The organism is Polaromonas sp. (assembly GCF_016185115.1).
Taxonomy (GTDB): Bacteria; Pseudomonadota; Gammaproteobacteria; order Burkholderiales; family Burkholderiaceae_C; genus Polaromonas.
Genome location: NZ_JACPOF010000020.1, coordinates 214238 through 235277 on the forward strand (window position 1 = coordinate 214238; position 21040 = coordinate 235277).

The following is a 21040-nucleotide window of genomic DNA, read 5'->3' on the forward strand; positions in this document are numbered from 1 at the left end:
GGGTGGTGCCGATTATCGGAATCGAACTGATGACCTACCGCTTACAAGGCGGTTGCTCTACCAACTGAGCTAAATCGGCACGGAAAACTATTTTACTTGACGCGTGTGAGTGAAGGCCTGCCGCCCTGTTTTGGTTTCGGCGGAGTTGGCGGCTGGGGGTCATCGCCCGCGCTGGAGCCGCTGTCGGCAGGTACCAGTTGAACAATTTTGGCTTCGGCCGGGGCTGCAGATGGCACAGGTGCCACCGAAAGCGCAGCAGGCGTGGGCGCGGGCCTGGCTTCGGTCACTGCAGCTGAGGGCGAAAGAACGGATGTCGTCCCCGGGCTTGATGCAGTGGCCAGCGGGAAAGCCATGCCCTGGCCGTTCTCGCGGGCATAAATCGCAATCACACGGCCAATGGGCACCATGATGTCGCGCGCACTGCCTGCAAAACGCGCCTTGAACTCGATGAAGTCATTACCCAGCTTGAGTGACGAGGTCGCATCAAAGCTGATGTTCAGCACAATCTCGTTGTTCTTGACGTACTCACGCGGCACCTGCACGCTGTCATCAACAGCCACAGCGACATAGGGCGTGAGCCCGTTGTCGGTGCACCACTCATACAGGGCCCGTATCAGATACGGGCGTGTGGAAGTGGAGTCCAGCGCGTTCATGAATTCAGCCAAGATTCAAAGTCCCGATGCGCCAGGCAATTACTTGCGCATTACCTTTTCAGAAGGAGTCAGTGCTTCGATATAGGCCGGGCGCGAGAAGATGCGTTCTGCGTACTTGAGCAGCGGCGCAGCATTCTTCGACAGGTCGATATCATAGTAATCGAGGCGCCACAGCAAAGGAGCGATGGCCACATCCAGCATGGAGAAGTTGTCACCCAGCATGAACTTGTTTTTCAGGAAGATGGGAGCCAGCTGCGTCAGGCGATCCTTGATGTGGGCGCGGGCTTTCTCAAGCGCCTTCTCGTTGCCCTTGGCGGCACGCGACTCCAGCGTGCTGACGTGAACAAACAGCTCTTTTTCAAAGTTGAGCAGGAACAGGCGCACGCGTGCACGGTCAACCGGGTCGCCGGGCATCAGTTGCGGGTGCGGGAAGCGCTCGTCAATGTACTCGTTGATGATGTTCGACTCGTAGAGGATCAGGTCACGCTCGACCAGAATGGGCACCTGGCCGTAGGGGTTCATGACGTTAATGTCTTCGGGCTTGTTGTACAGGTCCACATCGCGGATTTCGAAATCCATGCCTTTTTCAAACAGCACAAAGCGGCAACGATGCGAGAAGGGGCAGGTCGTGCCTGAATAAAGGACCATCATGATTCGAACTCCTGAAAACAAAAGAGTGGAGGCCAAGAGTTGAAGCTCGGGACCCTCCACTCCGAAGGTGCCGGCAGGCCACGCCAAAGGCAGCAGGCCAACCGGCAGAAACGGCTAAAAATTACTTGACGTCTTTCCAGAACGCGGCATTGAGGCGCCACGCCACAAAGGTCAGGCCCAGCAGGAAGAGCAGTACCCAGACGCCAACGCGCAAACGGGTGTTTTGTGCCGGCTCGGCCATCCACTGAAGGTACCCCACCAGATCGCCCATGGCCTGGTCGTATTGCAGGGGTGTCATGGTTCCTGGCGTGACCTGCTGCCAGCTTTTGAAAACGGAGACCTTGTGGCCATGCTCTTCGCGCTCTTCAAAAACCGGCTTGCGCTCACCCTGCAGTTCCCACAATACGTGTGGCATGGCGACGTTGGGGAACGCCATATTGTTCCAGCCTGTGGCCTTGGTGTCGTCGCGGTAGTAGGTGCGAAGGTAGGTGTAGATGTAATCGGCACCGGTACCGCCGGCGCCTGAGCGTGAGCGGGCAATCACGGTCAGGTCGGGCGGGTTGCCGCCAAACCATTCCTTGGCCTGTTTGGGATCAATGGCAGCCTTCATGGTGTCACCGACTTTTTCAGTCGTGAACATGAGGTTTTCCTTGATCATCTGGTCCGTCAGCTGTGCGTCGCCACTGCTCAGGTCTTTCAGGCGGTTGTAGCGCATGAAAGCAGCAGAGTGGCAATTCAGGCAGTAATTGACAAACAGCTTGGCACCATTTTGAAGGGCAACGACGTCGTTGGTTTTGGCGGGCGCCTTGTCCCAGGCCATGCCGGCTTCGCTGGCGTTTGCACCGGCTACAAAACCAAGCGCGGCGATCAACGTGAGTATCAGTTTTTTCATTGTTGTTATCTCCAGCTTAGTGCCCGTGGAAAATGATACGGTCAGGCGGTGTTCCCGGCGTACCCAGGCGGCTCCACCATGGCATCAGCAGGAAGAAACCGAAATAAAAGAGGGTGCCGACCTGCGACACACGCTCGCCGATGGGCGATGGCGGCTGCACACCAAGATAGCCAAGAATCAGGAAGTTGATGACAAATATGCCGTAGAGGTATTTGTTCCAGCCTGGACGGTAACGAATCGACTTGACAGCGCTCTTGTCCAGCCATGGCAGGGGGAACAGGATGATGACCGCACCACCCATCACAACCACACCCCAGAACTTCGCGTCGATCAGCAGCATGGCTGCAATCACGACAACCGAGGCACCGACGATCACGGCCTTGAACAGCGTGGCGAGTTTTGTCTTGAGAACTGCAAATGCAGCACCGGCGATCACGCAGGCGATCAGGGCATACATCATCTCGCTGGTAATCGCACGCAGCATCGAATAGAAGGGTGTGAAGTACCAGACCGGTGCAATATGCAGCGGCGTTTTCAGCGGATCAGCCGGGATGAAGTTGTTGTACTCGAGGAAGTAGCCACCAAACTCCGGTGCCAGGAAAATGATGGCGGTAAAGACCATCAGGAACATGCAGACAGCAAAAATGTCGTGCACCGTGTAGTAGGGGTGGAAGGGGATGCCGTCCAGCGGGTGGCCCTGTGCATCTTTCGGTGCATTCGGACCCTTGATTTCAACACCATCCGGGTTGTTGGAGCCGACTTCATGCAGGGCAATGATGTGGGCAGCCACCAGGCCCAGCAGCACCAGAGGCACGGCAATGACGTGGAAAGCAAAGAAGCGGTTCAGCGTTGCGTCACCGACCACATAGTCACCGCGAATCAGCAGCGCCAGGTCAGGGCCGACGAAAGGAATCGCGGCAAACAGGTTCACGATCACCTGGGCGCCCCAGTAGCTCATCTGGCCCCATGGCAGCAGGTAGCCCATGAAAGCCTCGGCCATCAGGCACAGGAAAATCGCACAGCCGAAGATCCAGATCAGTTCGCGTGGCTTGCGGTAGCTGCCGTAGATCAGGCCGCGGAACATGTGCAGGTACACGACCACAAAGAAGGCGGAAGCGCCTGTGGAATGCATGTAGCGGATCAGCCAGCCCCATGGCACGTCGCGCATGATGTATTCGACCGAACCAAACGCCAGTGCGGCATCGGGCTTGTAATGCATCGTCAGGAAGATGCCGGTGGTGATCTGGATGACAAGCACCAGCATGGCCAGCGAGCCGAAGATGTACCAGAAGTTGAAGTTCTTCGGCGCGTAGTACTCGCTCATGTGCTCTTTGTAGAGCTTGCTGGCGGGGAAGCGGTTGTCGATCCAGTTCATCGCCTTGTCGGCGAGGGGTGCATCGGGGGAAATTTCTTTGAATTCAGCCATAACTGATCCTGGTTCGGTGGGGTTCTTTTGCGAGCAACCGGGGCATGCGTATCTGCAATTGCCTCAGCTGCCGGCTACAAGGTCTTGCGAGGTGGTCCGTGTGTGCGAAACGCCTCAGGCCTTTTTGTCTTCACCAATCAGCAGACGGGTGTCTGAGAGGTACATGTGCGGCGGGACTTCCAGATTGTCGGGTGCGGGCTTGTTCTTGAAGACACGGCCAGCCATGTCGAATGTGGAGCCGTGGCAGGGGCAGAGAAAACCGCCACCCCAGTCCGACTGCATGCCGCCCACCGCGCCGGGCTGGAACTTGTCGGAAGGCGAGCAGCCCAGATGGGTGCAAATGCCGACAGCCACAAAAACTTCAGGCTTGATGGAGCGGCCTTCGTTGCGCGCATATTCGGGGGTCAGCTCTGAGGGCTTGCGCTCGGACTTGGGATCAGCGAGCTGGCTGTCCAGTTTTGGCAGTTCTGCCAGCTGTTCCGGCGTGCGCTTGACGATCCAGACAGGCTTGCCGCGCCATTCAACCGTGATTTTTTCGCCGGGCTTGACCCCGGAAATGTCAACTTCAACAGCCGCGCCGGCCGCTTTTGCCTTTTCGGAAGGCTGAAAGGTGCTGACAAAGGGGACTGCGGTGGCAACTGCGCCAATGCCGCCAACGGCAGCGGTGGCAACGATCCAGTTTCTTTTATCTTTATCCAAAGGGGCACCTTCTGGGGCGCCATTCGCGCTTGCGTGAGTCATGAGAGTCCTTCAAGAACCGGCTTGAAATAGGCTTGGTGGGGTCAACCCGTAATTGTAGCGGAGCGCGAAGTCGCTTTTCAAGCGTGATGGATGGGTCCGCGCACGATTGCGCCCCTCCCGAATGAAGTATGTGCCTGCTTTTTAAGCAGCTCCTGCCTTGTGCCATGCGCTTGTACAAAGATCATGAAATGCCGCAGCAAGCGCTCATAATGGCCACGAAAGTCAAACGGGCAGATGCACCAGCCGGAGGCATCTGGACATTTCACCGGCAAAAATCAATCAAAGGAGAATCCAGCATGGGCATGATGAAGGAATTCAGGGAGTTTGCGATCAAGGGCAATGTGATCGATCTGGCGGTCGGCGTCATCATCGGCGCGGCCTTTGGCAAGATTGTTGATGCGGTGGTGACCGACCTCATCATGCCGGTGGTGGGCCTGGTTTTCGGCAAACTGGATTTTTCCCAAATGTATGTGTTGCTGGGTACGGTCCCTGCGGGCACTGACATGTCGCTGGAAGCACTGCGGAAAGCTGGCGTGCCGGTGTTCGCCTACGGCCACTTCCTGACCATCGTTCTCAACTTCCTTATCCTGGCCTTCATCATTTTTTTGATGGTCAAGGAAATCAACAAACTCAAGCGCAGCCAGGCAGAACCTGCAGCTGCAGCGCCCGCGGCACCGCCGGAAGACATCGTTCTTTTGCGTGAAATTCGGGACAGTCTGAAGAAATAAGCACCCCCATGTTGCCGCTCACTGCGTGTAGCGGCCTCTCCCCTACAGGGGACGGCGCCTGCGAAGCTTGTCTCACCCCGTCGGACGCTCACTGCGTGTAGCGCTTTCCCCCTTCCAGGGGCGGCGCCTGCGCGCCGGCAAAGCCGGTCACGCGGCCCCCGCTTGCGAAGGCATGGCGCTGGTATCTATCGGGTAGCTGGTGCTCACGCCGGCATGGGCTGTGAAAGCTTTTTTCGTTTCAAGAAGACAGCTTTCGCGCCATGCGCACAGCGGCAATCAGGCTGGACGCATCGGCCTTGCCGGTTCCGGCAATATCAAAGGCGGTGCCGTGATCAGGGCTGGTACGTATCAACGGCAGGCCCAGCGTGACATTCACGCCCTGCTCCACGCCCAGGTATTTGACGGGAATCAGCCCCTGGTCGTGGTACATGGCGACAACCACGTCAAACTCGCCAGGCTTTGCCGCTGTGTGGCGGGCCCTCATGAAGACCGTGTCGGGTGCGAACGGCCCATGCACATCCAGGCCTGCAGCACGCGCCGCAGCGATGGCGGGGGCAATGATGGCCTGCTCTTCAGACCCGAACAGGCCGCCCTCGCCTGCATGGGGGTTCAGACCCGCGACGCCAATGCGCGGTGCGCGGCCCAAAGTGGCGCCGAGTGCCTGATGGGTGATCTGCAGGGTTTGCAGCACATTGTCAAAGGTCACCGCATGGATAGCCGCCTGCAGCGACATGTGAATGCTCACCAGCACCGTCCTCAGTTCGTCATTGGCCAGCATCATGCGTACCGGTACGTCCGCTACGCTTTTGCCCATGAAGGCCGCTGCTTCTGCCTGAAGCATTTCAGTGTGTCCCGGAAAATTGGCAAACTGGCCGCCAGCCGCCGCCAGTGATTCCTTGTGAATAGGCGCGGTAACCATCGCCGCCGCGCGGCCAGCCAACACCTCGCGCGCGGCCCACACAATGCACTGCCCTGCGGCCCGACCGGCCAGGGCATTGACCGCGCCAAACGGCAGCAGCCCGGCGAGGTCGCCTTTCTGCAAGAGCGGGATGCAGCCTGGCGGCACCTGCGCCGCACCAGACAGGTCGGCCAATTGAACAAGCGGAAGCTGCGGAGCCGTACCGGTCAACGATGCCGCACGACGCAGGGTTGCTGCATCACCGACCACCACACAATCGGCAAGATCAGCCGGCGCCTCGCGAAACGCGCGTGCAATCGTCTCCGGCCCTATGCCGGCGGCATCACCCATGGTAATGAGCAGCGGTTTTTTCATGGCCTGGTTCTTTTCTCTTCACGCGGGGTTGTCTATGTCAATGAACTCATGCACCAGGCCAAACCGGGAGGCAACATGCGCAGCCACTGCGGGCGCGCCGTAACGCTCTGACGCATGGTGCCCGCAGGCGATAAAGGCCACGCCCATCTCGCGCGCGTAGTGAGCCTGGGGTTCGGAGATTTCACCCGTGATGAAGGCATCTGCGCCCGCAGCAATCGCGGCTTCAAAGTAGCCTTGAGCCCCGCCGCTGCACCACGCCACATTCTGTATGGCTTTCGCTGAACCCTGCACCAGCGTCACAGGCCGCTCAAGCGCCGCCGCAACGCCATCCGCAAGTGCCTCTGGACTTGCGAACCCGCTGCCATCCGGCTTGCCGCCGACAAAGCCCAGCCCCTGATCGCCAAAGCGCCCCTTCTCACCTTCATGAGCGGCCAGGCCAAGCTTGAGCCCGAGTTGCGCGTTGTTGCCCAGTTCGGGGTGTGCATCCAGCGGCAGGTGGTATGCAAACAGGTTGATGTCATGCGCGAGCAGAAGGGCCAGGCGCTGTTTCATCCAGCCCGTGACCCGGCCATCCTGGCCCCGCCAGAACAGGCCGTGGTGCACAAAAATCGCATCGGCATTCGCGGCGACGGCGGCTTCGATGAGGGCCAGGCTGGCTGTCACGCCGGACACCATCTTGCGCACCTCGGGCTTGCCTTCAACCTGCAGGCCGTTCGGGCCGTAGTCCTTGAAGCGCTCGGGCTGCAGCAGCTGGTCAAAAGCGCCTAGTAGCAATGCACGTGGTGCGACCACCGCATCCTGCATGGTCACGGCAGGAAACCCTCTACCGAAAGGTAGCGCTCGCCGGTGTCGTAGTTGAAGCCCAGAACCACGCTGCCTGCCGGGATCTCAGGCAGCTTCTGGGCGATGGCCGCCAGTGTGGCTCCTGACGAGATACCGACCAGCAAGCCTTCTTCTGCCGCACTGCGGCGCGCAAAGTCCTTGGCGGCCTCGGCTTCGACCTGGATCACGCCATCGAGTACAGCGGTATCCAGGTTGGTGGGGATAAAGCCCGCGCCTATGCCCTGGATCGGGTGCGGGGAAGGTTTGCCACCGCTGATGACCGGCGAGGCCGAAGGCTCAACGGCAAATACCTTTGTTTTGGGGAATTTCTCTTTCAGCACACGCGCCACGCCGGTCAGGTGGCCACCGGTACCCACACCTGTGATGAGATAGTCCACCCCGTTCGGGAAGTCCGCCAGTATTTCTGCAGCAGTGGTGCGGACATGCACCTCAATGTTGGCAGGGTTCTCAAACTGCTGGGGGGTCCAGGAATCGGGCGTCTCGGCCTGCAGCTCTTTGGCACGCGCGATAGCGCCGTTCATGCCTTTTTCGCGCGGGGTCAGGTCAAAGCTGGCGCCGTAGGCCAGCATCAGCCGTCGCCGCTCGATGCTCATGCTTTCGGGCATCACCAGCACCAGCTTGTAGCCCTTGACGGCCGCGACCATGGCCAGCCCCACACCAGTATTGCCCGAGGTCGGCTCGATGATGGTGCCGCCGGGCTTGAGTGCGCCCGATTTTTCAGCCGCCTCGACCATGCTGAGCGCAATGCGGTCCTTGATGGAGCCGCCCGGGTTGCTGCGCTCTGACTTGATGTAGACCTGGTGTGACTGGCTGGCCGCGCCAAAAAGCCGGTTGATTCGTATGTGTGGCGTGTTGCCTATGGTCGCAAGGACGCTGGAAGCTTTCATGGCGGTCTCCTGTTGTTGCCTGATGTTGAATGTCCGGGGATTGAATTTACCGCTTTTAACAGCGATCGCCAGCCAGACGACACCGGCGGATACAAACTGGGCGAAAATCCGGGGAAACCCAAAGCGCACAAGGCTTTGGCCTCCGATGTCCGTGATCCCCCCTGCGGCCTGTCTGCCCCACTTCTGACCATGCGTAAATTCTGGCTCCTGTTTTCACAAACCGTCACCGTCTTCCTGGCGGGCTATTTTGTCGTGGCCAGCCTCAAACCCGAGTGGCTGGACCGCAAACCCGGCATGAACGCCGTGTCTGTCCTTGAGGCACCCGCCAGCGGCGTGCAGCGCGCAGCCGGGCCGGTGGGCAGTTTCAGTTCGGCCGCAAAGATTGCCTCTGCCGCCGTGGTCAGCATCAACACCAGCAAGGCCGCCTCCAGAAACCCGCAGTCCGAAGACCCCTGGTTCAAATTTTTCTTCGGCGACCAGGGCCGTGCCGAACCGCAGGGCGGCCTGGGCAGCGGCGTCATCATCAGCAACACCGGCTACATACTGACCAACAACCACGTGGTTGAAGGTGCTGACGAGATCGAGGTCATCCTCAATGACAAACGCAAGGCCAAAGCCAAAATCATAGGTACCGACCCGGACACCGACCTGGCCATCCTCAAGATCGAACTCGACAAGCTGCCGGTCATCGTTCTCGGCAATTCCGACCAGTTGCAGGTGGGCGACCCCGTTCTGGCCATTGGCAACCCCTTCGGCGTGGGCCAGACCGTCACGGGCGGCATCGTCAGCGCACTGGGCCGCAACCAGCTGGGCATCAACACCTTCGAGAACTTCATCCAGACCGACGCAGCCATCAACCCCGGCAACTCCGGCGGCGCACTGGTCGATACCGCCGGCAACCTGATGGGCATCAACACCGCCATCTATTCGCGTTCTGGTGGCTCCATGGGCATCGGTTTTGCCATTCCCGTCTCGACCGCCAAACAGGTGCTGGAAAGCATCGTCAGGGACGGCCAGGTCACACGCGGCTGGATTGGCGTGGAGCCCCAGGAGCTCAATGCCGAACTGGCCGAGACCTTTGATGTCAAGGCCAAAAGCGGCGTCATCATCACAGGTGTGCTGCAAAACGGCCCGGCCGCGCAGGCTGGCATTCGCCCGGGCGACGTGATCACTGCGGTAGACGGCAAGGGCGTGAGCACCGTGACGGAATTGCTGGGTGCCGTGTCAGCGCTCAAGCCAGGCGTTCCGGCGCCATTGACCGTTGTGCGCAAGGAAGGCAAAAGCGATATCGCCGTTACGCCGGGCAAGCGCCAGCGGCCCAAGGTTCAGCGCTAGGCTGGCCGCCGCCAGTACGCAGGCTGGGCGGCACACGGGGCCGTGGGTCATAAATTTTGCTGTCTACATTAAATTTTTAACGTATACGGCAAAATTTTCCTGAAAGTTAACTTCTATATTAACTTTCGGTCTTGTGAACCCGCGCCGCACCGAAAAATCGTCAAAAAATGGCTCGAAAAGGCCATTTTTGAGTGCCAAATCAGGCTGCAGACCAATGAATACGTGCGTGAGCAGCTATGGATTTAGTAGCAATTTCACAACCGGAAGCCACGTGCGGTTACGGTGGCGGATCAAGTCGGCAGTGGCGGCGAGGCCGATTGAGCGCAAGGGCTGCCATCCCCGCTGCACAGGCCGTAAGGCCTAGGGCGTTTCGGACTTGGCGACTTCGGTATCGGTTTCAGGCTCGACCGGCGCTTTTGTGTGCTTGACGAACATCTGCGCAGCAATGATGCCCACCTCATACAGGCCGCCCACCACGCCCAGCAGCATGATCATGGAGCCCGCGTCCGGCGGCGTAACCAGTGCCGTGCCAATGGCAGCCGCGACCCAGAAATAGCCGCGGTATTCGCGCAGCTGGGCCACCGTGAGGACGCCCATGCGCACCAGCAGAATCACGGCAATCGGCACTTCAAACGCCAGGCCGAACGCCAGGAACATGCCGAGCACAAAGCTGAGGTATTCCTCGATGTCAGGCGTGGCCGTGATGGACTTGGGCGCAAAACTCTGGATGAAATGAAAGACCTGGCCGAAGACGACGTAATAACAAAATGCCACGCCGACAAAAAACAGCACGGTGCTGGACACCACCAGCGGCATGACCAGCTTCTTCTCGTGCGAATAAAGGCCAGGCGCGACGAAGGCCCAGACCTGGTAGAGCACCACCGGCAGCGCAATCATGAAGGCCGCCATGAAGAGAATCTTGATAGGCACCACAAACGGTGAGATCACGTTGATGGCGATCAGTTTGGAGCCGGCAGGCAGCGAGTTGATCAGGGGCTGCGCCATGATGTCATAGAGCGCGGCGGGGCCGGGGAAAATCGCGAGAACCGCGGCCGCCACGCCAATGGCGATCACCGCCTTGATCATCCGGTCGCGCAACTCCATCAGGTGCTGCACAAAGGGCTGTTCAGTGCCTGCCAGTTCGTCCGGCTTGTCGGTGTTGGAATCGCTCATGGGGAAGATTTGCGCTTTATGGAATGCGCTGGGGTCGCGCGCCGGAAATGATCAGGAACGCGGACCCGACTGGGGACGGAAACGCGCCACACGCGCCGCACCCGACTGGGCCCTGGTGCGCACGCCGGAACGTGCCTTGTACCACTGCGGCGTGGCACCGGTTTTCAGGCGCCACTTCTTTTTGGGGTGCTTGTATTCGGGATAGACAATCATGCCGGGCAAATCGCCGTAGCTGTCCTGGCTGGTCGCCTCAGACCATGACTTCTCAAAATCGCTGGTGTGCGTCTGGATGGAGTTCTCGACATCGCGGGCAGCGCCCTCGACGGTTTCCTTCATCTTCTTGAGCTCATCGAGCTCCATGGAGCGGTTGACCTCATTCTTGACGTCGGCCACATAACGCTGGGCCTTGCCCAGCAGCGTACCGACCGTGCGCGCAACACGCGGCAGCTTTTCAGGGCCGATCACGATCAGCGCAACCGCGCCAATAAGCATGATCTTTGAAACGCCAAGGTCAATCATGCGCGTAGCTGTCGTTGAACGAGGATTCCAGGCAAGCAGGGGCCGCGGAACCGGCTTTGCCGGGCCGCAGGCGCAACGGCCCCCTCGGGGGGCAGGAAGCTACACGCAGTGAGCGACCGTGGGGGCTCACGATTTCTGGCGGGCTTCGACGTCGATGGTGGTTTTGTCGGCGGCTGTGCCGCTGGCGACCTGCTGTGGTGGCACCGGCGTCTCAGGCGTGGCCGAACCGTCTTTCATGCCGTCCTTGAAGCCCTTGACGGCGCCGCCCAGGTCGCTGCCCATGTTCTTGAGCTTCTTGGTGCCGAACACCATGACAACGATGAGCAGCACGATCAGCCAGTGCCAGATTGAAAATGAACCCATGATTTGCTCCTAAATCTATATGCAGTGGTTGCAGGTGAATTTAACGATTCTAAAGCCCCGGCCCTTGCAGCGCAGGTTACACCTTAGCGCCGGGTAGGGTTAGTCGGCAGCACGGGGGTAAACAGCACTTCCCCGTTTTCGCAAGCAGAGCCGTGGAACCGGCTTCGCCGGGCCACAGGCGAACGGCCCCCTCGGGGGGCAGCGACCCGCGCAGCGGCGGAGCGTGGGGGCTATCCTCTCAGCCATGGGCGCGGACCACCCATGACATGGATGTGCAGATGATGCACTTCCTGCCCGCCTTCAGCCCCGGTATTGGTCACGATACGAAAGCCGCCTTCGGGATAAGGCCGGCAGCCCTGCTCCAGCGCCAGTTTCGGCGCCAGCGTCATCATGCGGCCCAGCAGCGCCTCGTGTTCAGCGCCAACCTGCGCCATGGACGGAATGTGCGCTTTGGGGATCATCAAAAAATGCACCGGCGCCCAGGGCGCAATGTCATGAAAGACAAAGATGTCTTCGTCTTCATAGACTTTGCGGCTGGGGATGGTGCCGGCGGCGATCTTGCAAAAAATACAGTTGTCGGGGTGACTCATGGCAACTCAGGCGATGGGGGTCATGCAGGTCAGACGGCGCTGTTCAAAACCGGCAGGCGTTGCGAGTTAAATCGCATCCAGCCCAGAACACAGCGGTAAAGGTACCAAAGCCAGATGATGAAATACGCAATGGCTCCGGGGAAGAAAAACAGCAGCCACAGGGGCGAGGTCACCACAAGCCAGAGCATGGTCCACCAGAAGGTGCTGATCATGTAGTTGTGGTGCGATACGTAAAGGGGGTCCGTCTCATCGGCCCGGCGTATGTAGTTGATGATGAGCGCGATGATGGCGAAAACGCCACCGCTGAACCACGCCAGCGTATGCAAGCCGTACAGCACATGCATGACGGTGCGATCACCATCGGTCCTGGGTTCAAAATCGGCGAAGTTGGTTTCACTCATGCGTGCTCCTGTTGGGTTACGACGGTCAATGTCAGCGCTTCTCGGCCGCGTCACGGCCCTGCGCCTTGCGCAAGGCCTTTTCTTCAATACCGCTGGTGCCTTCGCGGCGCTCCAGTTCGGCAATCACATCGGCAGGGCTCAGGCCGTAGTGCGCGAGCGCAATCAGGCTGTGAAACCACAGGTCAGCCACTTCACCTACGAGCTTGCCCTGCAGTTCGGGCGTTGCACCGCCATGGTCAATGTCCTTGGCCGCCATGACGGTTTCTGTCGCCTCTTCACCAATCTTTTTAAGGAAAGCATCCGGGCCCTTGTGCAGCAGGCGGGCGACATAACTTTTCTCCGGGTCGCCGCCATTGGCAAGCTTTCGGCTTTCTATGGTTTGCGCCAGGCGCTGGAGGGAATCATTCGTGGTCATGTTTGCCGGGGGTTTGTTTGTACATGCTTTTCGGGTCCTTGAGGACAGGCTCGGTCACCACCCACTGACCGTCTTTGTAAAGACTGAAAAAACAGCTGTGGCGGCCGGTGTGGCACGCAATGCCGGGCTCATGCCCAAGCTGCGTGACCTTGAGCAGGATCACGTCGTTGTCGCAGTCCATACGGATCTCGTGCACCGTCTGCTGGTTGCCGGACTCCTCGCCCTTGTGCCACAACCTGCCGCGTGAACGGCTGTAATACACGGCCTGGCCCAACTCGGCAGTTTTTTGCAGCGCCTCGCGGTTCATCCACGCAAACATGAGCACGTCGCCGCTGGCAGCTTCCTGCGCAATAACCGGGACCAGGCCCTTGTCGTCCCAACTGATGTCGTCTAGCCATTTCATGGTGTCTATTGTCCGGGATTTGGAACGGGCGTTATCGGGAGCGCCATTATCCAGGGCAAGGATATCGCGGGACCGGCTTTGCCGGACCGAAGATATCGTCCCGGCAGGGGAAAAGGCGTAGCGACACGAAGTGCGCGAAGCCGATAGGGGTTGCAGATTTTTCCGCCCCAGCAGGGGGGGAAGGCGCTACACGCAGTGAGCGTCCGACGGGGGTTACAACCGTACGGGTATTCCGCGCGCCGCCATGGCCTGCTTGGCCTGCTGCACCGTGTATTCACCGTAATGAAAAATGCTGGCAGCCAGCACCGCATCGGCGCCGCCAAGCTGTATGCCATCAGCCAGATGCTCCAGGTTGCCCACGCCGCCCGATGCGATCACCGGCACATCGACCGCGTCACTCACAGCGCGGGTCAGCGCCAGGTCAAAACCCGATTTGGTACCGTCGCGGTCCATGCTGGTGAGCAGGATTTCACCAGCCCCGCGGCGCGCCATCTCCGTTGCCCATGCCACGGCGTCCAGGCCGGTGTTTTTACGGCCGCCATGGCTGTAGACATCCCAGCCCGCACCGCGTGTTTTTGCATCTTCTTCCGAGCGGCGCTTGGCATCAATCGCCACCACAATGCACTGCGCACCGTACCTAGCCGACGCGTCTTCAATCACCTGAGGGTTGGCCAGCGCGGCGGAGTTGAAACTGGTCTTGTCGGCACCCGCATTGAGCAGGCGGCGCACATCATCCACCGTGCGCACACCGCCGCCCACCGTCAGTGGAATAAAGACCTGCGAGGCCACCGCTTCAATGATGTGAAGGATCAGGTCACGCCCATCGCTGGTGGCCGTGATGTCGAGAAACGTCAGTTCGTCCGCGCCCTGTTCGTTGTAGCGTGCAGCGATTTCAACCGGATCGCCCGCGTCTCGCAGCTCGACAAAATTGACGCCCTTTACCACGCGGCCGCCGGTGACGTCAAGACAGGGGATGATTCGTTTAGCTAACATTCAGCCCCCACGGTCGCCCACTGCGTGTGGCTCCCTGCCCCCAAGGGGGCCGCCCCGCCTGCGGCCCGGCGAAGCCGGTTCCGCGGCTCCTGCTTGCATGCAGAAAACCGCTAATCGTGCCGGCAAAGTTCATCCATTCAATTCGTCGGCTCTGGCCTGTGCTTTTTCAAAGTCCAGATCGCCGCTGTAAATCGAGCGGCCACAGATCACGCCCTCAACGCCTTCGTCTTCGACATCGCAAAGCGCTTCAATATCGGCCATGCTGGAAAGCCCGCCAGAGGCGATCACGGGAATCGTCAGGGCCTGTGCCAGCTTGACAGTCGCTTCCATGTTGATGCCGGTGAGCATGCCGTCGCGGCCTATGTCGGTGTAGATGATGCCTTCGACGCCGTAGTCCTGGAACTTCTTGCCGAGGTCTATGACTTCATGGCCGGTCATCTTGCTCCAGCCGTCGGTGGCAACCTTGCCGTCCTTGGCGTCCAGCCCCACGATGATGTGGCCGCCGAACGCAGTGCAGGCGTCCTGCAGGAAGCCCGGGTTTTTGACAGCTGCGGTGCCGATGATGACGTAGCGCAGGCCGGCGTCAAGGTAACGCTCTATGGTGTCGAGGTCGCGAATGCCGCCACCGAGTTGAACATCGACTTCACTGCCGACTTCAGCCAGGATTTTCTTGATCGCCGCTTCATTTTTGGGCTTGCCCGCAAATGCGCCGTTCAGGTCTACCAGGTGCAGGCGGCGCGCGCCCTTGTCTACCCAGCTGCGGGCCATTGCCGCCGGATCCTCGCTGAAAACGGTGGATTGATCCATGTCGCCCTGCTTGAGGCGTACGCAGTGGCCGTCTTTCAGGTCAATCGCGGGGATAAGTAGCATGTTGCGGTCAGAAAACGGAAAAAGTCAGCGGTTTAATGGAAAGGAGAAGTGTGAATCACGGGTTCCAGTGCAGAAAATTGCGGTACAAGGTCAGGCCCTGGTCAGCACTCTTTTCCGGGTGAAACTGTGTTGCAAAAATATTATCGCGTGCAATCGCAGCGGTAAAGCGTGCGCCGTACTCAGCTTCGCCTGCAGTGTGGCGCGCATCAGACGGATGGGCGTAAAAGCTGTGCACAAAGTAGAAATACGCGCCGTCAGGCACGCCAGCCCAGACCGGATGGGCCTTTCCGGTCGATGCACCATTTTGGTAAACCTGGTTCCAGCCCATCTGGGGTACCTTGTAGCGACTGCCATCAGGCTGGGTTTTACCCGCAAGGTCAAACTTGATGACTTCGCCGGGAATCAGGTCAAGCCCGGCAGTGCCTGCACCGCCGTCACCGGGAACGCCTTCCTGGCTGTGGGTGAGCAGCATCTGCATACCCACGCAAACCCCAAACAGCGGTTTGTGCGCTGCCGCGTGAAGCACCGCGTCCTTCATGCCGGACTCGGCCAGTTCGCGCATGCAATCGGCAATCGCACCCTGGCCGGGCAGCACCACGCGTTCGGCGTTCATCACGTCTTCGGCCCTTGAGGTCACGATGACTTCAAAGCCACTCCCTTTGGCAACGTGTTGCACAGCCTGCGATACAGAGCGCAAATTGCCCATGCCGTAGTCGACCACGGCGACTGTTTGGGGTGTTGCCATCGGGTTATGAGCCGGGCACCGGGCCTAGAGCGAGCCCTTGGTCGAGGGAATGACCCCCGCAGCGCGCGGATCAATCTCAAGAGCCATGCGCAACGCACGTGCAAAGGCCTTGAACACCGTCTCGGCCTGGTGGTGCGAGTTGTCACCACGCAGGTTGTCGATGTGCAGCGTCACGAAGGCGTGGTTCACAAAGCCCTGGAAAAATTCATAGGCCAGCTGGCTGTCGAAGGTGCCTATCATGCCGCTCTTGAAGGGCACGTGCATCTCAAGCCCGGGTCGGCCCGAAAAATCAACGACCACCCGCGACAGTGCTTCATCCAGCGGCACATAGGCATGGCCGTAACGGCGCAGGCCTTTTTTGTCGCCCACGGCTTTGGCTACCGCCTGCCCCAGCGTGATGCCGACGTCCTCCACCGTGTGATGGCCATCAATGTGCAGATCACCCTCGGCGTGGATGTCGAGGTCGATCAGGCCGTGACGCGCAATCTGGTCCAGCATGTGGTCAAAAAAACCAATGCCTGTCGACAGGCTGGCCTTGCCGGTACCGTCAAGGTTGACCTTCACGGTGATTCTGGTTTCCGCAGTGTTGCGGGAAACCTCGGCGATGCGTGGGAGGGCAGTTGTAGGGGTGGTCATAGGGATTCTTTGAGCGCCGCCAGCATTTGTGCGTTCTCGTCTGCGGTGCCAACCGTCAGGCGCAAACAATTGGCCAGCAATGGATGCATTTTAGAAACGTTTTTGACAAGCACCTTGCGCGCCTTCATGCCGTCAAAGGTTTTTGCGGCATCTGGCACCCGGATGAGGATCATGTTGGCGTCACTTTTCCAGGCCTTCACGCCGCCGAGGCCACCCAGGGCCCGTAGCAGTTGGGCGCGCTGCTCCACGAGATCGCGAGCCTGCGCTGCAAACTCGGCCTGATGCTCAAGCGCAAACAGAGCGCACTCGTAGTTGAGCACGCTGACGTTGTAGGGTGGGCGTACCTTGTCGATCTCGGCAATCAACGCTTTCGGACCAATCATGTAGCCAATGCGTACGCCAGCCAGACCGAACTTGCTCATGGTGCGCATCAGCAGCACATGACTGTGCCCTGCAATGCGGTCGATGTAACTCCTGCTTGAAAACGGCTGGTAAGCCTCGTCAAACACGACCAGCCCCGGCGCGGCACTGACGATTTTTTCAATCACTGCGTCGTCCCACAAATTCGCCGTGGGGTTGTTCGGGTAGGCAATGTAGATGATGGACGGCTGGTGCTCGGCGATGGCGGCCAGCATTGCAGCCTCATCGAGTTCAAAGTCCGCAGTCAGCGGTACACCGATGAACTTGAGGCCCTGCAACTGGGCGCTCATGCCGTACATCACAAAACCAGGCAGTGGGGCAAGAATGGATCCGCCCTCCACATCGCAGGCCATGGCCAGCAGGGAGATAAGTTCGTCCGAGCCATTGCCCAGCATGATGTCAAAACCTTCCGGCATCTGCGCGTAGTCCGCGAGCGCCTTGCGCAGATCGTTCACGCGGCCATCGGGATAACGGTTCAGCGCCAGTGCGCCCAGGCGCTGGCCCAGGTGCGCCTGCAATGCAGCAGGCAGGCGGTGCGGGTTCTCCATGGCATCGAGCTTGACCATGCCGGCGGAATCCTGGATGGCATAGGCGTGCATGGACTGCACGTCCTGGCGAATCAGTTTTTTGAGCCTGGGGGCGAGTGGGGCGTCGGGCGCTGTCATTTGGTTTTTCTCATGTCGGGGACGGTCTTCAGGCGCATTTCTGCGGCGCGTGCATGGGCCTGCAGGCCTTCGCCATAAGCCAGTTCTGCGGCCACCTGGCCCAGAACCTGCGCACCCTGCTCGCTGACTTCAATCAGGCTGGAGCGCTTCTGGAAGTCATACACCCCCAGCGGGCTGGAGAAGCGTGCGGTGCCGCTGGTGGGCAGCACATGATTGGGGCCGGCGCAATAGTCGCCAAGTGATTCGCTGGTGTACGCACCGAGAAATATCGCACCGGCATGTTTGAGGCGCGGTTCCCAGCGATGCGGGTCGCTACTGCTGACTTCAAGGTGCTCGGGCGCAATGCGGTTGCTGATACCGCAGGCTTCTTCCATGCTGCGGGTGTGAATGAGAGCGCCACGGCCGTTCAGTGATTTGGCAATGATGTCAGCGCGCGGCATGTGTGGCAGCAGGCGGTTGATGGCCTCCTGCACCGCGTCTATGTAGGCTTCGTCCGGGCACAGCAGTATGCTTTGCGCCAGTTCGTCGTGCTCGGCCTGGCTGAACAAATCCATCGCCACCCAGTCTGCGGGTGTGCTGCCATCCGCAAGCACCAGGATTTCAGACGGGCCGGCAATCATGTCTATGCCCACAGTGCCAAAAACGCGCTTCTTGGCGCTGGCCACATAGGCATTGCCCGGGCCGGTGATCTTGTCAACCTTGGGCACGGTCTGCGTACCGTAGGCCAGCGCAGCGACGGCCTGCGCGCCACCAATCGTGAAGGCGCGGGTCACACCGGCAATATATGCCGCAGCCAGGACCAGCGCATTTTTTTCACCTTTGGGCGTAGGCACGACCATGATGATTTCGCCAACGCCTGCAACGTGCGCAGGTATGGCATTCATCAGCACTGATGAGGGATACGCCGCCTTGCCACCGGGAACGTAGATGCCGACGCGATCCAGCGGCGTGACCTTCTGGCCGAGGAGCGTGCCGTCTTCATCACGGTAACTCCAGCTCCCGCCACTGGCCTTCTTTTGTGCCTCGTGATAGCTGCGCACACGACGGGCCGCTGCTTCAAGCGCGTCGCGCTGGGCGGCAGGAATGGACTCAAACGCAGCCTTCAGTTCAGCCTGCGTGAGTTCAAGTGCCTGCATGGAGGCCACCTCCAGCCCGTCAAAACGTGCGGTGTACTCAAGCACCGCCATATCACCGCGCTGTTGCACATCGGCCAGGATGTCGGCCACCCGCTGTTCGATCGCCGCATCAGTATCTGCCGACCAGTGCAGGCGTGCCTTGAAATCAGCATCAAACGATGCTGATGCAGTGGACAGGCGGACGGGGGCGGCTACCAGTTTCATTGTTTTGAGAGAAATACTATTTTTCAAGTGCGCTCGCAAACGCATCTATGAGTTTGCGGATGGGGACCTGTTTGAGTTTGAGCGCCGTCTGGTTCACGACCAGATGCGAGCTGATGTCCATGATGCGCTCAACCTCGACAAGATGGTTGGCCTTCAAGGTGTTGCCTGTAGAGACCAGGTCAACAATCGCATCGGCCAGGCCGGTCAGTGGTGCGAGTTCCATACTGCCATAAAGCTTGACCAGGTCAACGTGCACACCCTTGGATGCAAAAAACTCGCGGGCAATGGCTACGTACTTGGTGGCCACGGTCAGGCGGGAGCCCTGCTTCACGGCAGCGGCGTAATCAAAGCCCTCACGCACCGCCACGCTGATGCGGCATTTGGCAATCTGCAGGTCCAGCGGCTGGTAGAGGCCCTGGCTACCTGATTCGAGCAGGGTGTCCTTGCCCACGACGCCAATATCCGCACCACCGTACTGCACATAAGTAGGCACATCTGTGGCCCTTACCAGCACCACGCGCAGGTCGGGCTGGTTGGTATCGAGAATCAGCTTGCGTGATTTTTCAGGATCATCAAGAACTTCAATGCCCGCGCTTTTCAGCAGGGGAACGGTGTCGTCGAAGATCCGGCCTTTTGACAGTGCAAGCGTAATCACAGTGATGCTTTCAAAAAGTGGAGAGCGTCAAAACAGGCCCCGTCCTGGCAAGTCAAGCCGCAGGACCGGCTTTGCCGGACTGCAGGCGGGCGGCCCCCTCGGGGGGCAGCGTAGTACGCGAAGCGACAAGCGTGGGGGCTCATTTCACCCTCTCGATGTCCGCACCAATGCCGCGCAACTTGGCTTCCATCTGGTCATATCCGCGATCAAGGTGGTAGATGCGGTCAACCAGCGTCTCGCCGTCAGCAACCAGGCCGGCAATGACCAGGCTGGCTGACGCGCGCAGGTCGGTGGCCATCACCGTGGCGCCCGACAGGCGTTCAACACCTTCCATGACTGCAACCTTGCCTTCGATCTGGATTTTTGCGCCCAGGCGCACCATTTCATTGACGTGCATGAAGCGGTTTTCAAAGATCGTCTCGGTGACCGTGCTCGGACCGGTCGAAATTGCATTGAGCGCCATGAACTGGGCCTGCATGTCGGTCGGAAAGCCCGGGTATTCGGTCGTCTGGAAGGACTGGGCGACAAGCCGTCCGCTGGCCTGGATGCGGATGAAACCATCGCCACCGGTCACCGTTGCACCAGCCTCACGAAGCTTGTCAACCACAGCAGCCAGATGGTCGATGCGACCATTCTTCAGCACAACATCACCCCCGGTTGCCGCGACCGCACACAGAAAGGTGCCGGTTTCAATACGGTCAGCCACCACCTGGTGGGTGCAGCCATGCAGGCGCTCAACCCCCTGGATAACGATGCGGCTGGTGCCGTGGCCTTCAATCTTCGCGCCCATCTTGATGAGCATCTCGGCCAGGTCGCCGATCTCCGGCTCCTGCGCGGCATTTTCAAGAACCGTCTCACCCTCGGCCAGACTGGCGGCCATCAGGAAATTTTCAGTGCCGGTGACCGTCACCATGTCGGTGGTGATGCTGCAGCCCTTGAGCCTTTTCTGCCCTGCGGGCAGCTTGGCAATCATGTAGCCGTGCTCGACGGCGATCTCGGCGCCCATGGCCTGCATGCCCTTGATGTGCTGATCGACAGGCCGCGAGCCGATGGCGCACCCGCCGGGGAGCGACACCGTCGCCTCGCCGAAGCGCGCAAGCAACGGACCAAGCGCCAGAACAGAGGCGCGCATGGTCTTGACCAGCTCATACGGTGCCTCAGGGGAACTGAGCGCACCTGCATTCAGGATGACCGTGCTGGGCGCCGCCTCACTGCGCTCGGCCGTCACGCCCATATTGCGTATGAGCTTGAGCATGGTGCTCACGTCCTGCAGGCGTGGGACGTTCTCCAGCGTGACGGTATCCGCCGTGAGCAGCGCAGCGCAGAGCTCCGGAAGGGCGGCATTTTTTGCACCGGAGATGGTGACGGTGCCGGCGAGCGGCTTGCCACCCTTGATCAATAACTTGTCCATGATTTTTGTGCT

At 59.8% G+C, this 21040-nt stretch carries 25 protein-coding genes and 1 tRNA gene; 2 read left to right on the forward strand and 24 right to left on the reverse strand.

Annotated elements, in window-relative coordinates:
* Positions 1 to 3 precede the first annotated feature (3 nt).
* From HYX42_RS13970 to petA, 6 genes are all read right to left on the reverse strand, one after another.
* Positions 4 to 79 (reverse strand) — tRNA-Thr (locus tag HYX42_RS13970).
* A gap of 13 nt (positions 80 to 92) precedes the next feature.
* Positions 93 to 653 carry a ClpXP protease specificity-enhancing factor gene (locus tag HYX42_RS13975; protein WP_293404545.1) on the reverse strand — a complete coding sequence of 187 codons (561 nt, stop codon included), beginning with the start codon at positions 651 to 653 and terminating at the stop codon, positions 93 to 95.
* 39 nt (positions 654 to 692) lie between these two features.
* Positions 693 to 1304 carry a glutathione S-transferase N-terminal domain-containing protein gene (locus HYX42_RS13980; RefSeq protein ID WP_293404002.1) on the reverse strand — a complete coding sequence of 204 codons (612 nt, stop codon included), beginning with the start codon at positions 1302 to 1304 and terminating at the stop codon, positions 693 to 695.
* Between the two features lie 121 nt (positions 1305 to 1425).
* Complete coding sequence (locus HYX42_RS13985) at positions 1426 to 2196, reverse strand: cytochrome c1 (RefSeq protein WP_293404004.1); 771 nt, start codon at positions 2194 to 2196, stop codon at positions 1426 to 1428.
* Between the two features lie 16 nt (positions 2197 to 2212).
* Positions 2213 to 3622, reverse strand: a complete 1410-nt coding sequence (locus HYX42_RS13990; RefSeq protein ID WP_293404006.1) for a cytochrome bc complex cytochrome b subunit — start codon at positions 3620 to 3622, stop codon at positions 2213 to 2215.
* A gap of 114 nt (positions 3623 to 3736) precedes the next feature.
* Complete coding sequence (gene petA / locus HYX42_RS13995; RefSeq protein ID WP_293404008.1) at positions 3737 to 4363, reverse strand: ubiquinol-cytochrome c reductase iron-sulfur subunit; 627 nt, start codon at positions 4361 to 4363, stop codon at positions 3737 to 3739.
* Positions 4364 to 4659: 296 nt separating this feature from the next.
* Here petA and mscL point away from each other — a divergent pair, with 296 nt between their 5' ends.
* Entirely contained in the window at positions 4660 to 5091 is a 432-nt protein-coding gene (mscL, locus tag HYX42_RS14000; RefSeq protein ID WP_293404010.1) for a large conductance mechanosensitive channel protein MscL, read from the forward strand.
* A gap of 238 nt (positions 5092 to 5329) precedes the next feature.
* On the opposite strand, the gene pdxA is transcribed toward mscL, so the two are convergent.
* From pdxA to cysK, 3 genes are read right to left on the reverse strand one after another with little or no spacing between them, the layout of a single operon-like run.
* Entirely contained in the window at positions 5330 to 6364 is a 1035-nt protein-coding gene (gene pdxA / locus HYX42_RS14005; RefSeq protein WP_293404012.1) for a 4-hydroxythreonine-4-phosphate dehydrogenase PdxA, read from the reverse strand.
* 18 nt (positions 6365 to 6382) lie between these two features.
* Positions 6383 to 7168: a Nif3-like dinuclear metal center hexameric protein gene (locus HYX42_RS14010; protein ID WP_293404546.1), complete on the reverse strand. Its 786-nt coding sequence runs from the start codon at positions 7166 to 7168 to the stop codon at positions 6383 to 6385.
* A gap of 2 nt (positions 7169 to 7170) precedes the next feature.
* Positions 7171 to 8094, reverse strand: a complete 924-nt coding sequence (gene cysK, locus HYX42_RS14015) for a cysteine synthase A (protein ID WP_293404014.1) — start codon at positions 8092 to 8094, stop codon at positions 7171 to 7173.
* Positions 8095 to 8283: 189 nt separating this feature from the next.
* Here cysK and HYX42_RS14020 point away from each other — a divergent pair, with 189 nt between their 5' ends.
* Positions 8284 to 9429 (forward strand): trypsin-like peptidase domain-containing protein, encoded by a 1146-nt coding sequence (locus tag HYX42_RS14020; RefSeq protein WP_293404016.1) that lies wholly within the window; start codon positions 8284 to 8286, stop codon positions 9427 to 9429.
* Positions 9430 to 9789: 360 nt separating this feature from the next.
* On the opposite strand, the gene tatC is transcribed toward HYX42_RS14020, so the two are convergent.
* From tatC to murA, 15 genes are all read right to left on the reverse strand, one after another.
* Complete coding sequence (gene tatC / locus HYX42_RS14025) at positions 9790 to 10602, reverse strand: twin-arginine translocase subunit TatC (RefSeq protein ID WP_293404018.1); 813 nt, start codon at positions 10600 to 10602, stop codon at positions 9790 to 9792.
* Between the two features lie 51 nt (positions 10603 to 10653).
* Positions 10654 to 11121 (reverse strand): Sec-independent protein translocase protein TatB, encoded by a 468-nt coding sequence (tatB, locus tag HYX42_RS14030; protein ID WP_293404020.1) that lies wholly within the window; start codon positions 11119 to 11121, stop codon positions 10654 to 10656.
* A gap of 126 nt (positions 11122 to 11247) precedes the next feature.
* A complete protein-coding gene (gene tatA, locus HYX42_RS14035) occupies positions 11248 to 11484 on the reverse strand; it encodes a Sec-independent protein translocase subunit TatA (RefSeq protein WP_293404022.1) in 237 nt (78 codons plus the stop codon).
* Between the two features lie 230 nt (positions 11485 to 11714).
* Positions 11715 to 12074 (reverse strand): histidine triad nucleotide-binding protein, encoded by a 360-nt coding sequence (locus HYX42_RS14040; RefSeq protein ID WP_293404024.1) that lies wholly within the window; start codon positions 12072 to 12074, stop codon positions 11715 to 11717.
* 29 nt (positions 12075 to 12103) lie between these two features.
* Positions 12104 to 12475: a hypothetical protein gene (locus tag HYX42_RS14045; protein ID WP_293404026.1), complete on the reverse strand. Its 372-nt coding sequence runs from the start codon at positions 12473 to 12475 to the stop codon at positions 12104 to 12106.
* Between the two features lie 31 nt (positions 12476 to 12506).
* Entirely contained in the window at positions 12507 to 12890 is a 384-nt protein-coding gene (locus HYX42_RS14050) for a phosphoribosyl-ATP diphosphatase (RefSeq protein WP_293404028.1), read from the reverse strand.
* Positions 12877 to 13293, reverse strand: coding sequence for a phosphoribosyl-AMP cyclohydrolase (gene hisI, locus HYX42_RS14055; protein ID WP_293404030.1), 417 nt, complete (start codon positions 13291 to 13293; stop codon positions 12877 to 12879). Before hisI ends, HYX42_RS14050 begins: the two co-directional genes overlap by 14 nt.
* Positions 13294 to 13506: 213 nt before the next feature.
* Positions 13507 to 14286, reverse strand: coding sequence for an imidazole glycerol phosphate synthase subunit HisF (gene hisF, locus HYX42_RS14060; RefSeq protein ID WP_293404032.1), 780 nt, complete (start codon positions 14284 to 14286; stop codon positions 13507 to 13509).
* A 129-nt stretch (positions 14287 to 14415) separates the two neighbouring features.
* Complete coding sequence (hisA, locus tag HYX42_RS14065; protein ID WP_293404034.1) at positions 14416 to 15156, reverse strand: 1-(5-phosphoribosyl)-5-[(5-phosphoribosylamino)methylideneamino]imidazole-4-carboxamide isomerase; 741 nt, start codon at positions 15154 to 15156, stop codon at positions 14416 to 14418.
* Positions 15157 to 15211: 55 nt separating this feature from the next.
* Positions 15212 to 15901: an imidazole glycerol phosphate synthase subunit HisH gene (gene hisH / locus HYX42_RS14070; protein WP_293404036.1), complete on the reverse strand. Its 690-nt coding sequence runs from the start codon at positions 15899 to 15901 to the stop codon at positions 15212 to 15214.
* 24 nt (positions 15902 to 15925) lie between these two features.
* The gene (gene hisB, locus HYX42_RS14075) at positions 15926 to 16537 is read right to left on the reverse strand and encodes an imidazoleglycerol-phosphate dehydratase HisB (RefSeq protein WP_293404038.1); all 612 of its coding nucleotides are present in this window, start codon (positions 16535 to 16537) and stop codon (positions 15926 to 15928) included.
* Positions 16534 to 17622, reverse strand: coding sequence for a histidinol-phosphate transaminase (gene hisC / locus HYX42_RS14080; protein WP_293404040.1), 1089 nt, complete (start codon positions 17620 to 17622; stop codon positions 16534 to 16536). Before hisC ends, hisB begins: the two co-directional genes overlap by 4 nt.
* The gene (hisD, locus tag HYX42_RS14085) at positions 17619 to 18962 is read right to left on the reverse strand and encodes a histidinol dehydrogenase (RefSeq protein WP_293404042.1); all 1344 of its coding nucleotides are present in this window, start codon (positions 18960 to 18962) and stop codon (positions 17619 to 17621) included. The genes hisC and hisD overlap by 4 nt, the downstream gene beginning before the upstream one ends.
* Before the next feature lie 16 nt (positions 18963 to 18978).
* On the reverse strand, positions 18979 to 19617 hold the full coding sequence (gene hisG / locus HYX42_RS14090; RefSeq protein WP_293404044.1) for an ATP phosphoribosyltransferase: 639 nt from the start codon (positions 19615 to 19617) through the stop codon (positions 18979 to 18981).
* A 139-nt stretch (positions 19618 to 19756) separates the two neighbouring features.
* Positions 19757 to 21028: a UDP-N-acetylglucosamine 1-carboxyvinyltransferase gene (gene murA / locus HYX42_RS14095; RefSeq protein WP_293404046.1), complete on the reverse strand. Its 1272-nt coding sequence runs from the start codon at positions 21026 to 21028 to the stop codon at positions 19757 to 19759.
* Between the last annotated feature and the right edge of the window lie 12 nt (positions 21029 to 21040).

Bases quoted from the DNA above. Each gene is read 5' to 3' on its own strand.
- HYX42_RS13975 (WP_293404545.1), bottom strand. From the start codon at position 653: ATGAACGCGCTGGACTCCACTTCCACACGCCCGTATCTGATACGGGCC.
- HYX42_RS13980 (WP_293404002.1), bottom strand. From the start codon at position 1,304: ATGATGGTCCTTTATTCAGGCACGACCTGCCCCTTCTCGCATCGTTGC.
- HYX42_RS13985 (WP_293404004.1), bottom strand. From the start codon at position 2,196: ATGAAAAAACTGATACTCACGTTGATCGCCGCGCTTGGTTTTGTAGCC.
- HYX42_RS13990 (WP_293404006.1), bottom strand. From the start codon at position 3,622: ATGGCTGAATTCAAAGAAATTTCCCCCGATGCACCCCTCGCCGACAAG.
- petA (WP_293404008.1), bottom strand. From the start codon at position 4,363: ATGACTCACGCAAGCGCGAATGGCGCCCCAGAAGGTGCCCCTTTGGAT.
- mscL (WP_293404010.1), top strand. From the start codon at position 4,660: ATGGGCATGATGAAGGAATTCAGGGAGTTTGCGATCAAGGGCAATGTG.
- pdxA (WP_293404012.1), bottom strand. From the start codon at position 6,364: ATGAAAAAACCGCTGCTCATTACCATGGGTGATGCCGCCGGCATAGGG.
- HYX42_RS14010 (WP_293404546.1), bottom strand. From the start codon at position 7,168: ATGCAGGATGCGGTGGTCGCACCACGTGCATTGCTACTAGGCGCTTTT.
- cysK (WP_293404014.1), bottom strand. From the start codon at position 8,094: ATGAAAGCTTCCAGCGTCCTTGCGACCATAGGCAACACGCCACACATA.
- HYX42_RS14020 (WP_293404016.1), top strand. From the start codon at position 8,284: ATGCGTAAATTCTGGCTCCTGTTTTCACAAACCGTCACCGTCTTCCTG.
- tatC (WP_293404018.1), bottom strand. From the start codon at position 10,602: ATGAGCGATTCCAACACCGACAAGCCGGACGAACTGGCAGGCACTGAA.
- tatB (WP_293404020.1), bottom strand. From the start codon at position 11,121: ATGATTGACCTTGGCGTTTCAAAGATCATGCTTATTGGCGCGGTTGCG.
- tatA (WP_293404022.1), bottom strand. From the start codon at position 11,484: ATGGGTTCATTTTCAATCTGGCACTGGCTGATCGTGCTGCTCATCGTT.
- HYX42_RS14040 (WP_293404024.1), bottom strand. From the start codon at position 12,074: ATGAGTCACCCCGACAACTGTATTTTTTGCAAGATCGCCGCCGGCACC.
- HYX42_RS14045 (WP_293404026.1), bottom strand. From the start codon at position 12,475: ATGAGTGAAACCAACTTCGCCGATTTTGAACCCAGGACCGATGGTGAT.
- HYX42_RS14050 (WP_293404028.1), bottom strand. From the start codon at position 12,890: ATGACCACGAATGATTCCCTCCAGCGCCTGGCGCAAACCATAGAAAGC.
- hisI (WP_293404030.1), bottom strand. From the start codon at position 13,293: ATGAAATGGCTAGACGACATCAGTTGGGACGACAAGGGCCTGGTCCCG.
- hisF (WP_293404032.1), bottom strand. From the start codon at position 14,286: ATGTTAGCTAAACGAATCATCCCCTGTCTTGACGTCACCGGCGGCCGC.
- hisA (WP_293404034.1), bottom strand. From the start codon at position 15,156: ATGCTACTTATCCCCGCGATTGACCTGAAAGACGGCCACTGCGTACGC.
- hisH (WP_293404036.1), bottom strand. From the start codon at position 15,901: ATGGCAACACCCCAAACAGTCGCCGTGGTCGACTACGGCATGGGCAAT.
- hisB (WP_293404038.1), bottom strand. From the start codon at position 16,537: ATGACCACCCCTACAACTGCCCTCCCACGCATCGCCGAGGTTTCCCGC.
- hisC (WP_293404040.1), bottom strand. From the start codon at position 17,622: ATGACAGCGCCCGACGCCCCACTCGCCCCCAGGCTCAAAAAACTGATT.
- hisD (WP_293404042.1), bottom strand. From the start codon at position 18,962: ATGAAACTGGTAGCCGCCCCCGTCCGCCTGTCCACTGCATCAGCATCG.
- murA (WP_293404046.1), bottom strand. From the start codon at position 21,028: ATGGACAAGTTATTGATCAAGGGTGGCAAGCCGCTCGCCGGCACCGTC.